The 14,566-nt window shown below is 67.8% G+C and carries 11 protein-coding genes; 6 read left to right on the top strand and 5 right to left on the bottom strand.

Going from position 1 to position 14,566, the window contains the following annotated elements; genetic code table 11:
• Positions 1-134: 134 nt before the first annotated feature.
• From ACYU7G_RS09885 to ACYU7G_RS09895, 3 genes are all read right to left on the bottom strand, one after another.
• Positions 135-4,943, bottom strand: coding sequence for an Ig-like domain-containing protein (locus ACYU7G_RS09885; RefSeq protein WP_461107316.1), 4,809 nt, complete (start codon positions 4,941-4,943; stop codon positions 135-137).
• Between the two features lie 249 nt (positions 4,944-5,192).
• A complete protein-coding gene (locus tag ACYU7G_RS09890; RefSeq protein ID WP_461107318.1) occupies positions 5,193-5,969 on the bottom strand; it encodes a GTP pyrophosphokinase in 777 nt (258 codons plus the stop codon).
• A 78-nt stretch (positions 5,970-6,047) separates the two neighbouring features.
• Entirely contained in the window at positions 6,048-6,614 is a 567-nt protein-coding gene (locus tag ACYU7G_RS09895) for a dihydrofolate reductase family protein (RefSeq protein WP_461107320.1), read from the bottom strand.
• Between the two features lie 139 nt (positions 6,615-6,753).
• Here ACYU7G_RS09895 and ACYU7G_RS09900 point away from each other — a divergent pair, with 139 nt between their 5' ends.
• The 6 genes from ACYU7G_RS09900 to ACYU7G_RS09925 all read left to right on the top strand — a co-directional run bounded on the left by ACYU7G_RS09900 (position 6,754) and on the right by ACYU7G_RS09925 (position 13,261).
• Positions 6,754-7,908 carry a PP2C family protein-serine/threonine phosphatase gene (locus ACYU7G_RS09900; protein ID WP_461107322.1) on the top strand — a complete coding sequence of 385 codons (1,155 nt, stop codon included), beginning with the start codon at positions 6,754-6,756 and terminating at the stop codon, positions 7,906-7,908.
• A gap of 1 nt (position 7,909) precedes the next feature.
• Positions 7,910-9,856: a glycosyltransferase family 2 protein gene (locus ACYU7G_RS09905; protein ID WP_461107324.1), complete on the top strand. Its 1,947-nt coding sequence runs from the start codon at positions 7,910-7,912 to the stop codon at positions 9,854-9,856.
• Positions 9,853-10,185, top strand: a complete 333-nt coding sequence (locus tag ACYU7G_RS09910; RefSeq protein ID WP_461107326.1) for an STAS domain-containing protein — start codon at positions 9,853-9,855, stop codon at positions 10,183-10,185. The genes ACYU7G_RS09905 and ACYU7G_RS09910 overlap by 4 nt, the downstream gene beginning before the upstream one ends.
• Entirely contained in the window at positions 10,175-10,582 is a 408-nt protein-coding gene (locus ACYU7G_RS09915) for an ATP-binding protein (RefSeq protein WP_461107328.1), read from the top strand. Before ACYU7G_RS09910 ends, ACYU7G_RS09915 begins: the two co-directional genes overlap by 11 nt.
• 64 nt (positions 10,583-10,646) lie before the next feature.
• Entirely contained in the window at positions 10,647-11,639 is a 993-nt protein-coding gene (locus ACYU7G_RS09920) for a DUF4185 domain-containing protein (RefSeq protein WP_461107330.1), read from the top strand.
• 89 nt (positions 11,640-11,728) lie between these two features.
• Positions 11,729-13,261, top strand: a complete 1,533-nt coding sequence (locus ACYU7G_RS09925; RefSeq protein WP_461107332.1) for an SIR2 family NAD-dependent protein deacylase — start codon at positions 11,729-11,731, stop codon at positions 13,259-13,261.
• Here ACYU7G_RS09925 and ACYU7G_RS09930 read toward each other — a convergent pair.
• Together ACYU7G_RS09930 and ACYU7G_RS09935 are read right to left on the bottom strand one after the other, a co-directional pair.
• Positions 13,258-13,926 carry a maleylpyruvate isomerase family mycothiol-dependent enzyme gene (locus tag ACYU7G_RS09930; protein ID WP_461107334.1) on the bottom strand — a complete coding sequence of 223 codons (669 nt, stop codon included), beginning with the start codon at positions 13,924-13,926 and terminating at the stop codon, positions 13,258-13,260. The two genes, ACYU7G_RS09925 and ACYU7G_RS09930, sit on opposite strands and share 4 nt — an antisense overlap.
• Positions 13,923-14,564, bottom strand: coding sequence for a maleylpyruvate isomerase family mycothiol-dependent enzyme (locus ACYU7G_RS09935; RefSeq protein WP_461107336.1), 642 nt, complete (start codon positions 14,562-14,564; stop codon positions 13,923-13,925). Before ACYU7G_RS09935 ends, ACYU7G_RS09930 begins: the two co-directional genes overlap by 4 nt.
• Between the last annotated feature and the right edge of the window lie 2 nt (positions 14,565-14,566).

The raw sequence follows: 14,566 nt of genomic DNA on the forward strand, positions 1-14,566 counted from the left end.
AGCAGTACTGGGACTTGCTGCCGTGACTTGGTGGGCATGGGAAGCGCACTCTCATGCCGCGGTGTGCGAGGGTACGAAGCGCACGGCACCAAGCGGCCCCCGCCGGATGGTGGGGGCCGCAAGGTTGGATTGGGTCAGTTCGTCCGGAAGCGGACGATGTTGTTGAACACCCAGCCCTCCGTTGCCCGGTGGGCGTAGGAGCCGTCCGGCTGCTTGTCCGAGGCGATGAATTTCACCCAGGCGTACGAGCGGCATCCGCTGCGGCCCGTGGCTGCTGTGTCGCACTCGGTCTTCCACAGCCGGCCGTCAGCTGCCGTCCACTGGCCCGCATGCCCCAGCGGGTTGTCTGCCCACTGCTGGCGGGTCATGTGGGGCAGGTAGGTGAGGTTGTTGAACTGCCACCCGGTCTGCTGGACGAACTGTCCGTTCGCCATGCCGACGGTCGTGCCCCAGATCTCCGTGCGGCACCTGGTGGTCTGCGAGTACGGCTTGCACTGCGTGTACCACCAGCGCCCGTTGACGTTGTGGAACCCGGGCGTCGTGTACAGGTCACCCGGCTTCGGGGAAGTGGTCGAAGTTGGCGAGGGCTTCGTCGTCGGCCCGGTCGTCGGGGTGCTAGTGGGCTCGCCCGTGGGTCCGGAAGTGGGTTCCTCGGTGGGCTCTTCCGTCGGCTCCTCGGTGGGTTCCTCGGTCGGCTCCTCCGTTGGTTCCTCAGTCGGTTCCTCGGTCGGCCCGCCTCCGCCGTCGCCCACCACCACGGTGGCCACAGCCGCCTTGATGCCCGGGTGCTGAGTATCCACCACGCCGTCCACCTCGAAGGTGGCGTCCGTGGCGTAGCTGGCGGGGTCGACGTCGTCCCAGGTCACCGGCAGGCTCTCGCGGGAGCCGTCGTTGTAGAGGACGACGACGTTGGCCGGCAGCGGCGGTGCCACCCCGACGGCGGTGGTGACCTCCACCGGATCCACCTGGTTCACCGTCACGGCGCTGCCGGAACGGACCCAGACGGTGGCCGTCGACAGCTGTGAGGTGCCCTCCACGATGCCGTTGACCGTGAAGCTGCCCTCCTGCGCGATGCTCGATTCGGCCACCGGCTCCCACGTCACCGGCAACATCGCGGCCCCACCGTCGGAGTAGGTGGCGGCCACCTGCTCGGGAAGCTCGGGCAGCTCACCCACGAGGGTGCGCACGTGCGGGCTCTCCACCGACGTCGGCGCCACGGCGAGCACGTCCCACTCGCTCACGCCCACGCCGGAGAAGGAGCCCCGGCCTGGGTAGGCGTTGAAGGTGGCGCGCAACGCGGTGGTCTGGATGGTGTCGAAGGAGGTCACGTTCGAACCGGTCCGCTCGGTCCCGTACCCCGACGGGTTGGGGACGTCGACCCACTCGTCGTCGACCAGGTACTGCAGCTTCCACGACTCCGGGACGGCGACGTTGTCGCCGGTGCCTGCCGCCGCGTCGGTCCAGAACGTGATCTCGGAGCCGTTGATCCGCACCGGGGACGGCCACGTGTACTGCAGCCACTGGCTTGCGGGACGGTCCCCGGACCAGGTGCCCCACAGGTTCTCCTGGTTGCCGTCGGAGTTGAACGCCACGCCGTCGTTGATGGCGGCGACGCGGTTCCAGCCGGCGGTGTAGGAGGCAGAAGGCGTGCCCAGCGGGCCGACGTCGACGCCGTCGTCGCTGGCCTGGCCGGTGAAGGTGACGTCCGCCGAGGTCTCGGCGGCGCCGTCGGAGGCCGTGAGCCGGAGCGTGTATTCGCCGGAGGCGTTGAACCGCACGGACGCGTTGGGGTTGGACGGGTCACTGATGATGGTGGCGGCACCGTCGGGGGCGGAGACGACGCTCCACGTGCTCGTCAGCTCGCCCCCGGGCAGCCCGTCGTCCTTAACGATCCCGGTGAGCTGCGCGAGGTTGGCGCTCAGCTGGGTGGGGTCGACGAACGCGGTGACCGTGGGGGCCTCGTTGGTCACCGACGGCGCCGCACTCCCGGTGCCGTAGGCCTGCAGTTCCTTGATGCCCGTGCGGGCACCCGCGGCGTGGGTGGCAACCAGGCGCAGCTTGGAGGTGGTGATGCTGGGGAAGCGCACCTCGTTGAGGTTGGCGCGCGGCGAGGCCGGGAACTTGGCCTGCGACGGCACCGGCAGCCACTGGTCACCCGAGAGGTACTCGACGCTGTACATCGCCGGCTCCTGGTAGCCGGCCGCGGTGCTGCGTGAGGTGGTGTCGTAGAAGTAGACGCGGACCGTGTCCACGGCCTGCTCCTCGCCCAGGTCCACCTCGAGCCAGTCGGAGGCGTTGGTGGAGCCCACGGTCCCCCAGAAGGGTTCGTTGACGGTGGAGCCGTTCACGGCCGCCGAGGCGGGGCGGTTCTGCGCGCTGAACGAGGCCTGCACGGCTGCACCCTCCGCCAGATTCGGCGTCGCGTCCGAAGAGACGTCCCGGCCGGCCTTGGCCAGCAGGTCCACCACGCGGGCGTCGTCGTCGTAGGCGACGTCGATGGCGGCGTCCAGGTCGGCGACTTGGGCCTCGACCACGGTGGGGGACTCGACGTCGTTGACGATGTCCTCGGCGAAGCTGACCTCACCGGTGGCCGGGTCGTAGACGAGGTGCGTCAGGGAGTCGACGGTGAACGCGAGCTCGCCGTCGAGGAAGGCTGAGTAGCCCTCGGGAACGACCTCACCGTAGGGGCGCTCGCCGTCGCCGGGCTCGTCCCAGTAGATGCTGAGGGTCTTGCCGCGGTATGGCAGGTCCACGGCGGCGAAGTGTGACCAGTTGACGTCGATGGGGTAGAGCTCGATCTTCGCGTCGGTGCGCGGGCGCAGGCCCACGACGTCCTCGATCATGGTGAAGTTCGTGGATCCCAGGATGGTGTGGTGGATCCAGGAGCGGTAGCCGATCTCCTGCGGGTCCGTCTGGCCGTCTGCCCAGAACTCGTTGGCGTCGGGGAGGCGGTTGTCACCGTCGTTCATGTAGTGGCTCCAGGCGTTCCAGTACAGGAGCTTCTTGTACCACTCGGCGTCGAAGGCCTCGCTGGGGTAGTCGCGCAGCGCGCGGGAGACCAGGCGGAACGTCACCGTCGAGTTGATGATGGAGAAGTTGTTGGTGCCCGGGTGACCCTCCGCGGCGGCGAGCGCCTTGTCGTGCTGGTTGGCCGTGGCGAACGGGAAGATCGGGTACTCGGCGGCGTCTGCGTAGAGGCGCAGGGCGTCCACGTAGTCATCGTCGTAGTCGGCGTCGCCCTCCTGGGGCACCAACCCGACCGAGAACGGGTAGTAGTTGTTGATCTCCTTCCAGGGGATGAGGTCTCCGGTCTGTAGGTCGCGGTGCTTGAACAGGTGGTCCTCGGGATCCCACAGGTCGGTCAGGATGCCCGTCTTCACCTTGTCCGCCACGGCGTCCATCTCGGCGGCCTTCTCCGTCTCGCCCAACAGGTTGTAGGCCTCGGAGGCCACCTGGGCACCGCTGTAGACGTAGGCCGATTCGGCACGCTCGTTGGTGCGGCCGTAGTAGTCGAAGGAGACGGCGTCGGCGTCGTTGCCGGTCCAGGCGTTCCAGTTGGTCTCCAGCACGCCGTTGCCGTTGGAGTCGTAGGACTCCAGTTGGCCCTTGGCGTCGCCGGCCGCGTAGCCGGCCAGGTTCGCGACGACCCCCTGCGGGCCGCCGTGGACCTGGTAGGAGCGCCAGGCCGCCTCGGAGATGTACTGGGTGTGGCTGGCGTTCCAGTTGGCCGGGTCACCGGGATTGTCGACGAACCGGCTGCCCTTGGCCACCTCACCGGCAGACAGCCAGCCGCCGAAGCTGTAGCTGGGATCTCGCAGATACTTCAGGTCGTCGATGAACATGCCGACGGTGAGGTCGATGGCGTTGTTGTAGCCGAAGACGCCCTCCATCGCCGTGGGGAACTGGTAGGTGTTGCCGGGCATGTCAGCGTCGAGGTAGTTGAAGCGCAGCAGCCACCAGCGGTAGAACAACGTCTTGTCGATGTTGTCCTCGGGCGTGTCGATGAACGGGATGTTGTCCGCCCACCACTGGTTGTATGCGGTGACGTGGTCCGTGTAGGCGGCGGCGCCGGACTTGGCACGGATGGCGTCGTACTCGGTGCGGGAGTCCTCGATCTCGTCGGTCACAAGGCCCAGCTGGACCTTGACCTGCTGGGACTCGGCGCCGACAGTGAGGGTGCGCTCCAGCCCGCCGTCGACGGCGGTGAAGCCGTCCGCCGAGAGGCGCGGGTGCACCAGCGTGACGTCGTTGAACGCGCGGACCGTGCCGGTCAGCTCGTCGCCGACGGCGGTGGTGGCGTGGGGCGAGGTGACGCGGAGGGTGACCTCGGTGGCCGCCGTGCCCGTGACGTCGAGCGTGGTGACGAGCACGTTGGCATTGGTGATGAACTTCGTCTGCGTGACCGTGATCCCGGAGTCGTTGTTGCTGTGGACACTGCGCCAGTAGCTGGGCGTCTGCTTGCGCTGCTGGGTGTCCTCGGTGAGTTGGAGCTCCTCACCCTCGACGAGGGCAGTGATGGCGTACGCGGCCTGGCCGCTGATGGATTCCCAGTAGGCCAGGTCACCGCCGAAGCCGAGGACGGCCGGATCGTGGGTCTTCATGAATGCGGCGCGACCCCTGGAGAACAGCCACTGGTTGTTGTCCCCCGAGCTGCCGGCCGTGCCGGTGCGGGCCAGCATCTCGTCCATCCAGAAGTCTGCTGCCGGGCTGCTGCCCGCGCCTGCCGCGACGTCGGCGTCGAAGATGGCCTGGAGCTGGTTCAGCGTCACATGCTGCGCGCCCAGGTCCGGGATGGGGTTCTCGCTGCCCGTGAACGTCGGGTATCCGATCAGCGTGTTGTCGGCCTGTGCCACCGGGGTCCCCAGCAACGGACTGAGGAGCGCGATGGCCCCGACGGCCGCAACGGCCCGACGCGTGCTTCGGGTTCTGGCGTTTCTCTGCATTGGTGTCTCCGACAGCCTTGGCGGTTGGAGCCCCAACTTAACCGGCGTCAGACGCCGACCGCAAACCTTTTCGATAACTTTCGGTCGCAAGGTGCAATTAGACGGGTAGCCGCGAGCTTGGCAGTTGCAGTCCTCGGTTGCAGCGACGTGTGCCTGGGTCAGGGAAGGTCGTGGCCCCGGAGGAGGAGTGTCCGGTTACGGCCGTGGCAGTGCCGCGCTGCGAAGGCAACTCCGCCTGCTCGGGCAGGATCAGCCTACGGCGTCCTCGCCGGAGCGCAGGAACAGCTTGGAGATCTGCAGCATGGTGTCGGCGTCCAGTTCTCCGGTGGTGTTGTCGTGGTGCTGGGCGCCGTGGATCTCCGAGTGCAGCCGTTCCATGCGGGAGTCGAGGTCGGCAGCTGTTGCTGCTGCGTCGCGGAGGTCCTCCACCAGGTGGGGCGGGACGTCGCCCTTGTACTTGTAGAAGATCTTGTGTTCGAGGCTGGCCCAGAAGTCCATGGCGATGGTACGGATCTGCACCTCGACGTTCACGAGCACCGGCCCGGTGGAGAGGAAGACCGGGATCTCCACGATGGCGTGCAGCGACTTGTAGCCGTTGGGCTTGGGGTTCTTGATGTAGTCCTCGACCTCGAGCACCCGAACGTCGTCCTGCGACGTCAGCGCATCGAGCATCTGGTAGGTGTCGGCAATGAAGCTGCAGGTGATGCGGATGCCCGCGATGTCTCGGATGTGCTCGCGGATGCACGAGATTGTGGGCTCGCACCCCACACGGACCACCTTCTCGAGGATGCTCGGCATGGTCTTGACCCGGGAGCCCACGTGCTCGATGGGGTTGTAGCGGTGCAGGCGCTTGAACTCCTCACGCAGGATGTTGACCTTGGTGAGCACTTCCTCCACGGCGAACTGGTGCTCCATCAGGAGGCGTTCCGCGTCGGCGCGGACCTTGCTTGCGAAGTCCAGCAGCTCTGGGTTGAGCGACTTCAGCCCGTCGGGCGTCGAGGCTGACGGTGCGGGCGAATCGAGCATTCTTCAAGTGTATGTGGGACTCACGACGTGCCATTGAGGGGGTCTGGCAACGACGTCCTGAGGTTGCTGGATTCCCTGTCAGGCACCGCTTCGTACCGCGTGGCGCACGTAGACCACACCGTTGCGGAATCGTCGGCTCTCGAGAAGTTCGAGGTCGAGGCGCAGGCCGCGGGGAAGCGCCGGTTTGCCACCGCCGACGATCACCGGACACAGGACCAGCACGCACTCGTCCACCAGCCCGTGGCGGAACGCCTCGGCGCCGATGGTGGCGCCACCGATGCTCAGGTCCGAGTCGGAAGTCTCCTTGAGTTGCCGCACCGCGTCGGGGTTGAACCGTCGCTCGATCCGCGTGCGCGCCGTCGACACCTCCTGGAGCGACGAGGAGTAGACGACCTTGTCCGCGGCCCGCCAGATCTCGGCGTACTCGCGGACGACCGCCGGTTCGTCCTGCAGCCAGTCGTCCTCCTCCCAGACGCGCATCGTCTCGTACATGCGGCGGCCGTAGAGCGAGGTGCCGATGTGGCGTTCGTGCTCGTTCCAGAATTCGTGCACGTTGTCGTCGGGCACGGACCAGTCGAAGGCGCCGGCCTCGTCCTCGAGGTAGCCATCCAGTGACATGTTGGCTGCGTAGATCAGTTTGCCCATGGTTGCCTCCGGCAGGATCAGGTGATTCAGGCTACCTCTCGAGCGGCCCCGGAAGCCGACGGCAGCTGCGAATTTCTTCTGGCAGACCCCGAAGCGAGACCATGTCCTCCTACGATGGTCACGACTGACAAGGAGTTCCGTGATCGACGAGCAGCGACGGCAGGCAGCACTGGACGCGATGCAGGTCCTCGACACTCCGCCCGACGAGCGCGTGGACCGCGTGACCCGTCTGGCGCAGGAGATCTTCGACGTACCGATGGTGAGCGTTTCGCTCCTGGACCGGGACCGGCAGTGGCGCAAGTCCCAGATCGGGCTGGGCGGCTCGGAAGCACCGCGGAAGGACTCCTTCTGTGACTACACGGTGGGCCAGGATGCCAGCGTCGTCATCGAGGACGCCCTGGATTCTGAGGAGTTCGCCGCCAACCCGTTCGTCATCGGTGACCCGCGCCTGCGGTTCTACGCGGGCCACCCCCTGCATGCCCCGGGCGGCGAGCCGGTCGGCACGTTGTGCATCGTCGACACCGCGCCCCGCCCCTTCAGCGACAAGCAACTCGCGATGTTGCGCGATCTGGCGTCGTGGGTAGAGTGCGAGCTCGCCCGCGACGTGGAACTGGACCACGCCGCCGTCGTGGAACAGTCGCTGCGCCCCCAGGAGCTTCCGGTCATCGACGGCTACACGCTCGCGGCCGGCACGACTCCCAGTGGCCGTGTCTCGGGCGACATGTTCGACTTCACCCTGCGGGACTCCGTGCTGCGGATCACCCTCGCCGACGCCATGGGCAAGGGCCTCGGTCCGGCGATGGCCGCCGTGTTCCTGCGGGCATCCCTGCGCACGGCACCCGAGCGCAGCGTGCTGCGCGCAGTCGAAGAGGCCGACGCCCTGCTTGAGTCTGCGCAGGAGTGCACCTCGATGTTCGTCACAGCTGTGCACGCCGACGTCGACACGGCCACGGGCGCGGTAGAGCTCGTGGACGCCGGCCACGGCCTCAACTACGTCCTGCGCGCTGACGGCTCCTGGGAAGAGCTGCGTTCCACCGGCCTCCCGCTGGGCATGGGGTCGTCCCTGGTGGGCGAGCGCGAGGTGACCCGCACACGCCTGCACCCCGGCGACAAGTTCATCAGCTGCAGCGACGGCCTGCTCGACGTCCTCGAGCTCGGTGATCCCTACGGCCACGTGGCCCGCGTGCTGCGCGAACGCGGTGCGAAGGGAGCGGTGGAGGAAGCCATGCGCCTGGCGCGAGGCAGCGCCGCCACCGATGACACCACCGTCATCGTCGTCGAGAGAAACCCCTGACATGCGCTTCGTCGTGATCCGCGTCCTCGCCGTCCTCACGGTGCTCGCCGGCACCAACTACGTCGTGTGGCGGTGGCTGGACTCGGTCAACTGGGAGGCCTGGTGGATCGCCGTCCCGCTCGTCCTCGCCGAGACCTACAGCCTCGTGGACACCATCCTCTTCGCCATGACGATGTGGCGCGCCAAGGACCGTCCCGGTCCGAAGTCGCCGCCGCAGGGCACCGTCGACGTACTGATCACCACCTACAACGAGCCCATCGAAATGGTCATGGACACCGCCCGCGCCGCCGAGCGGATCGCCTATCCACACACCACCTGGATCCTCGACGACGGCGCCCGACCCGAGCTGGAGGAGCGGGCCCGCGCGGCCGGCCTCGGGTACATCACCCGCTCGGCCGACTGGGTCGGCAAACCCCGCCACGCCAAGGCCGGCAACCTCAACGGTGCCCTCTTCCAGACCGACGGCGAGTTCCTCCTCATCCTCGACACCGACCAGGTGCCCGACCCGCTCATCCTCCACCGCACCCTCGGCTACTTCGCCGACGACCCCGAGGTGGCGCTCGTCCAGACGCCCCAGTGGTTCGGCAACGTCGATGCCGCCGACCCCCTCGGAAGCCAGGCACCCCTCTTCTACGGACCCATCCAGCAGGGCAAGGACGGCTGGAACGCCGCCTTCTTCTGCGGCTCCAACGCAGTCCTGCGCCGCGAGGCGCTCATGCAACTCGGCATCGTCGGCTACGTCCGCAACGTCGAGGAGTCGACGAAGAAGGTCCTGCGCGCCTCCGAGAAGGTCCTGGCCAAGGAGACCCGCGGCCTCGAGGACCCCCAACTCCGCGAAGAGCTCACCGGCCTGCGGCAGGCCGTCGCCGCCGCCCGTCGACGCATCACAGCCGGAGAACCGCTCGCCGAGGTCACGTGGGAGCTGAGCGAACGCGTCGACGCCGCCTCGCGCCGGGTCTCCAACCGCGACATCGCCGCCATCACCGCCGATCTGGCAGCCATCGGTCACCTTCCCGTCGAGCGCGATGCAGAGCTCGACGCCATCGTCATCGACGAGGCCGGGCTCCAACACCTTGCCGACGCAGACCTCTCGCCCGTGAGCTCCATCCACGCCGTCGGCCAGCTCCTGGAGGCGCTGCGCATAGATCGCGCCGACGAGGCCCAGCCCGTCCTGCCATTGGCGACCATCTCCGTCACCGAGGACATGGCCACCGCCATGCAACTCCACTCGCTGGGCTGGCGCAGTGTCTACCACCACGAGGTGCTCGCCACCGGCCTCGCCCCCGAGGACCTCCGCACCATGCTCACCCAACGCCTCCGCTGGGCGCAGGGGACGCTGCAGGTCCTGCTCCGCGACAACCCGCTCGTGAAGGCGGGCCTGTCCGTGGGGCAGCGGCTCATGTACTTCGCGACCATGTGGAGCTACCTGTCCGGGTTCGCCGCCATCGTCTACCTCGCCGCGCCGTTCATCTACCTCGTCTTCGGCGTCCTTCCGGTGACCGCGTGGAGCGTCGACTTCTTCGCCCGCTGGGTGCCGGCGTTCGTGATCAACCAAGTCCTCTTCCTGGTGGTCGCCCGCGGCGCGAAGACGTGGCGCGGTCAGCAGTACTCGCTGGCCATGTTCCCGGTGTGGATCAAGGCGTGCTGGACCGCATTCGCCAATGTCGTGCTCAAACGCCCGCTCGGCTTCGCCGTCACCCGCAAGGACGGCCGCGACGAGTCGGGCGTCCCGTGGCGCGAGATCTGGCCGCAACTCACCGCGATGGTGCTGCTCGTCGTCGCGCTGGTCATCGGCGTGGGCCGGGTCATCGTCGGCACCGGCGACGGCCTCGGGACCGCCGTCAACACCGCGTGGGTGCTCTACGACCTGGTGGTGCTGAGCGTCATCATCCAGGCCGCCCGCTACCGCGGCTACCAACCCCCAACCCCCATCGGAGGACCCAAGTGAACCTGACCACCGACCACCGGGACGGCTACGCGGTCGTCGCCGTCACCGGCCGCTTCACCGCCGCCGGCGCCCCCCAACTACGGCAGGCCGCCGGCGACGTCGTCGCAGCGGGGAAGTGCAGGATCGTCGTGGACCTGGCCGGGTGCACCTTCATCGACTCCTCGGGCCTCGGCGCCCTCATCAGCGCCCTCAAGGCGGCCCGTGTCGCCGGAGGCGACCTGAAGATCGCCGCCGCTCCCGACAACGTGCTGTCCGTCCTGCGCCTGACCAACCTGGACCGGGTGCTTCACAACCATCCGACGCCCGAGTCGGCCTTCGATGGACGATGAATCCCAGCGGGTGGTGATCGAGGGCGGCGCCACGCTCGCGCTGCTCGACGAGGTCCTGGACGCCCTTGAGACGCTCCTCGCGGGCGCTGCCGTCGGGAGTGACGAGGACCGCAACTTCTTCATGCTCGCGGTGAGCGAGGTGGTCACCAACGTCATCCAGCACGGCCCCGACGTGCCGCAGCCACACGTCGTCGTCGAGCTTTCGGCGGACCCGTCCGCACTCAGAGCGACCGTGAGCGACGACGCCCCGCCGGCGCAGATCCCCTGGGGTGAGGGGGCCACGGACGAACTGAGCGACTCGGGGCGCGGTCTGGCCATCGCAAGGGCGGTGCTGACCGAACTCAGCCACGTCGCCACCACAGCCGGCAACGTCTGGCGCCTGGCCCGGCGCTTCTGACGAGAGCGAGCGCCTCCCCCGCGTCGCCACCGACCGCGGCGGGTGCGTCCTGTTACGTTGGGGCATGGCACTTCGAGACAGCCCGCTGATCGCATCCGTGCGAGACCTGGGCGTGCAGTTCCTGGACAACGACGTCGACATCTCCGGGCAGGACGCGGTCACCTCCGTCGAACTGCCGAACGACGAGACGTTCTGGATCTTCGGTGACACGCTCGAGGGCCCGTTCGAGACGGTCCGGTACTTGTCGCTGACCGAGGTGCTCTCCAACACCGGCGCCATCGTGCCCAAGCAGGACATCTCCGAAGGGATCAAGCAGTTCACCTACCTCACCGAGCCTGACGGTCGGCGGGCGCGACAACTGATCCGGTTCGTGCCACCCGAGCACAAGTCCACCCAACGCTTGTGGGCCATCCACGGCAGCCACCAGGGCGGCCACCTCGACCTCTACTACCACCGCATCACCATGGACCAGAAGCTCGACGTCTTCGAGACCTTCCAGCTCGACGGCATGGGCATCGCGAGGGCAGACGAGAACTACCAGTTTGAGCGCCTCGTCGCGCCGGACGGCACGCACATGTTCTGGAAGGGTGACGAGCCCGGCTTCGGTGTCTTCATCCAGGAGGTCGACGGCTGGCTCTACCTGTGGGGCTCGGTCCAGCCGGAGGAGAAGTCCAGCGGGGAGATGTACCTCGCTCGCGTGCGCCCGGACCGGCTCGAGGACCTCGAGGCGTACGAGTACCTCGTCGCCGCACCCACGCTCGCCGATCCTGACGTCAAACCCGAGTGGGCGCGGACCTGGGCACCCACCGCCTGCCTGTTCGACGACGTCCCCAACGAGATGTCGGCCGCCTGGAACGACCACCTCGGCTGCTACGTCTCGCTCACCACCTACCGCCGTGACAACATCCTCGTGATCCGCACCGCACCGCAGATGTGGGGGCCTTGGAGCCAACCCGAAGTGGTCCACCGGCCCGAGATGACCAACGAGAAGTCCCTGTTCAACGCCGGCAAGGAGCATCCCGAGTTGCCCGCGACGGCGGCAGGGTCACCTACATGACGTTCATTGACTCCGAGGTCTACGTGCCACACCTGATCGAGATCACCTACGCCTGAGTCGGCCGCTGCCCAGAGCGATAGCGTTCGGCCATGGGAACCGGACACGTCTTCGTCGCACGTGGCGACATCAGGAATCTCAACGTTGATGCCTGGTTGCTGCCCACCGACAGACAACTCACCATCACCGACAAATGGCGGTCACCAGCGATTGATGCCGTGGTGGCCCGCCTGAAGCTCTCCGGTGTGCCCGACGAGTTCACGAATGAGGGCCGCTTTGCGGTGGCCGCACCCAATCCATCGGGGCCGACGCCGGTCCTCACGGCGGTGCCATTCGAGGGAGCCGAGGGCTTCGAGGGCCTCGAGGATCGGCTGCGGGCGGGACTCGGAGAAGCGGCCTCTGTCGCCAAGTCCGCTGACGCCTGGAAGGCGACGAATGGCAGGTCCCGCAGGCTCATCGCCACCCCAGTGTTCGGAGTCTCCGGCGGTGGGGCCGACGCTGCGCGTGGTGATGTGATCGCCGGCATTCTGCGAGTCGCCGGGGAGGTTGCCGAGCGCGAAGGCGTCGATGTCGTCGTGTGCGTGTGGCGAGGAGTGGATCACGCGCTGGCCCAGTCGCTTCGCGTGAGGGCATGGCTGGACGAGCTTCCGGTGGCCCAGGACAAGTGGGATCGGGTGAATGAGCTGGCGGCCAAGAGCAGGGCCGGGAAGCTGGTCCCGTTCATGGGTGCTGGCGTCTCCGCATCGGCAGGGCTGCCCACATGGCGCGCTCTGCTCGTCGGGCTTTCCCAGGGTCGGATCACGGAAGAGGACGCCTCGGGCTGGTTCCAGAAGCTCTCTGCGCTCGACCAAGCCCAAGTGGTGCGTGGCGATCGAGACCGAGAAGAGTTCGGGAAGTCAGTCAGGGAACATACCTCCGCCGAGCGGTATGGGCTCGCGCCGCTCCTGTTGGCCGGACTGCCGGGTGATGAGGCAGTGACCCTGAATTACGACGACCTGTACGAACGGGCGTCCGCCGATGCCGGCCGCAGCGTCGCCGTGCTCCCGTTCGATGGCCTGGCAGACTCCGATCGCTGGCTGCTGAAGATGCACGGGTGTGTGACGAGGCCGAAGTCCATCGTGCTGACTCGTGCCGACTACATCGACTTCAGGTCACAGTCAGCCACAGCCGCATCCCTGGCGCGGGCAATGCTGATGACCAAGCACCTCCTGTTCGTCGGCTTCGGGCTGTCCGACGACCACTTCCACGACCTCGTGCATGACGTGGGCACCTCCCGTGAGGAGTCCACGACCTTCGGGACCGCGCTCGTGCTCGGCGACGGCCGGGGCCACCGGGCCGTGTGGGGAGAGCGCATCGAGTTCGTGACCTTCCAGGACGGAGCCTTTGCGGACCAGGCGCGCGAACTGGAGATCTTCCTGGACGTGCTCGGTGCCATGTCCACGGAGACGGATTCGTTCGTGTTGGACGGCAGGTTTGACTCACAGATCGACGAGGACGAACGCAAGGCGAAGGAACTCTTCCTCCAACTGCTCGCAGAACATCGCTCAACATTGGATGGAACGGTCGTGGGAAGGGCGCTGGATGAGGTGAGGCTGCGGCTCGCCGGTGGGCCAGCAGGCCGCTAGGCGGCTGCCGCGTGTCGTTCGAGGAGGATCGCGACGCCGGGCCCGGCCAGCTCGTCGAAGTAGCTCGACCTGCCCGCGAGGCTCATCACCAGCGCCAGAGTCGAGCCCGTCACCGCCTCACCGGCTCCCGCGCGGAACGGCCCGTCGTCGGCCCGTAGCGCCAGCCCGGAGGCCAACCGGCGGCTGTTGACGGTGAAATCCCTGCGGGCGAAGAACTCCGCCACGGGAGTCAGCGCCTCGATGGCCGGGACGCGTTCAAGTCCGAGTGGCCGTCGGATGTCCTGGGCGTGCACCACCACCTCGCCGAGGTAGGCCGCCACATGGTTCGACGGCAGGGTCCTGCTGTGGATCACGGCCCGGAACCGCTCGAGGGTCTCGGCGGGGCTCGCGCCGAGCTGCTCCTCGAGCCTGCGCTGGTTGTGCACGTCCGGCCGGAGGCGGGACCCGAGGATGCTGCGCAGCCACTGCCACTGGTTCAGGCTCGCGCCCGCCACCAGGTGGGCGACCACCTCCTCCACGTCCCAGCGGCCACAGAGCGTCGTGTGCCGCCACTGCTCCTCGGCGAGGTGCTCGAGGTCCTCGGCCAGTGCCGCCCGCTCGGTGTGGATGAGGGACATCAGTCCCTCGTCAGCCTGCTTGAGCGCACCCGCGCCTCCGCTGCTCACAGTTGCCCCGCGAGCGTGGCCACGAATCGCGCCGCGCCGTCGCAGCTGAACCGCTCCGACTCGACGCGCCTGCCCGAGACTGCCAGCAGCAGATCGATGGCCTCGCCCTCCACGACGGCGCCGTCACCCCAGGCGTCGCCGCTGCGCCGGTCCACGAGGCATAGCCCAGCCGCGCGCTCCTTGCCGCCGCCGAAGGAGACGGTGGTGCGGAGTTGGTGGGCGAGCGCCTCCGAGATTGCGTCATCCGGGTAATGGCCGACCATCCCCAGCGGCCGACGGATGTCCTCGCCGTGCACGATCGCCTCCACGAGCCGCGTCGCCAGACTGACCGGCGGGGAGAGCGTCAGCTGGACTGCCTCCCGGAGCGCCGCCAGCGTCTCGCGCGGATCCGGCCGCTTCTCGCGGGCGATCCCGTTCTCGTTGGCCCTGTCGAAGTCCATCCGCGCCTCCACCAGTGCCCGGACGAACCCGAGCCGACCCGTCCTGGCGGTGTCCACCAGGTGCGCGACCACGTCGTGGACGTCCCAGGCCGGGCACAGCGACGGGGTGACCCATTGGTCATCGGTCAATCCCTCCAGGTCGGCCACCAGCAGCCGTCGCTCCTCGTGCACCACCGGCCACACCGTCGTGAACTTCATCG

It is taken from the genome of Tessaracoccus terricola (assembly GCF_054776555.1).

Excerpts from the sequence above, each read along its gene's own strand:
- ACYU7G_RS09885 (WP_461107316.1), bottom strand. The coding sequence starts at position 4,943 with ATGCAGAGAAACGCCAGAACCCGAAGCACGCGTCGGGCCGTTGCGGCC.
- ACYU7G_RS09890 (WP_461107318.1), bottom strand. The coding sequence starts at position 5,969 with ATGCTCGATTCGCCCGCACCGTCAGCCTCGACGCCCGACGGGCTGAAG.
- ACYU7G_RS09895 (WP_461107320.1), bottom strand. The coding sequence starts at position 6,614 with ATGGGCAAACTGATCTACGCAGCCAACATGTCACTGGATGGCTACCTC.
- ACYU7G_RS09905 (WP_461107324.1), top strand. The coding sequence starts at position 7,910 with ATGCGCTTCGTCGTGATCCGCGTCCTCGCCGTCCTCACGGTGCTCGCC.
- ACYU7G_RS09915 (WP_461107328.1), top strand. The coding sequence starts at position 10,175 with ATGGACGATGAATCCCAGCGGGTGGTGATCGAGGGCGGCGCCACGCTC.
- ACYU7G_RS09920 (WP_461107330.1), top strand. The coding sequence starts at position 10,647 with ATGGCACTTCGAGACAGCCCGCTGATCGCATCCGTGCGAGACCTGGGC.
- ACYU7G_RS09925 (WP_461107332.1), top strand. The coding sequence starts at position 11,729 with ATGGGAACCGGACACGTCTTCGTCGCACGTGGCGACATCAGGAATCTC.
- ACYU7G_RS09935 (WP_461107336.1), bottom strand. The coding sequence starts at position 14,564 with ATGAAGTTCACGACGGTGTGGCCGGTGGTGCACGAGGAGCGACGGCTG.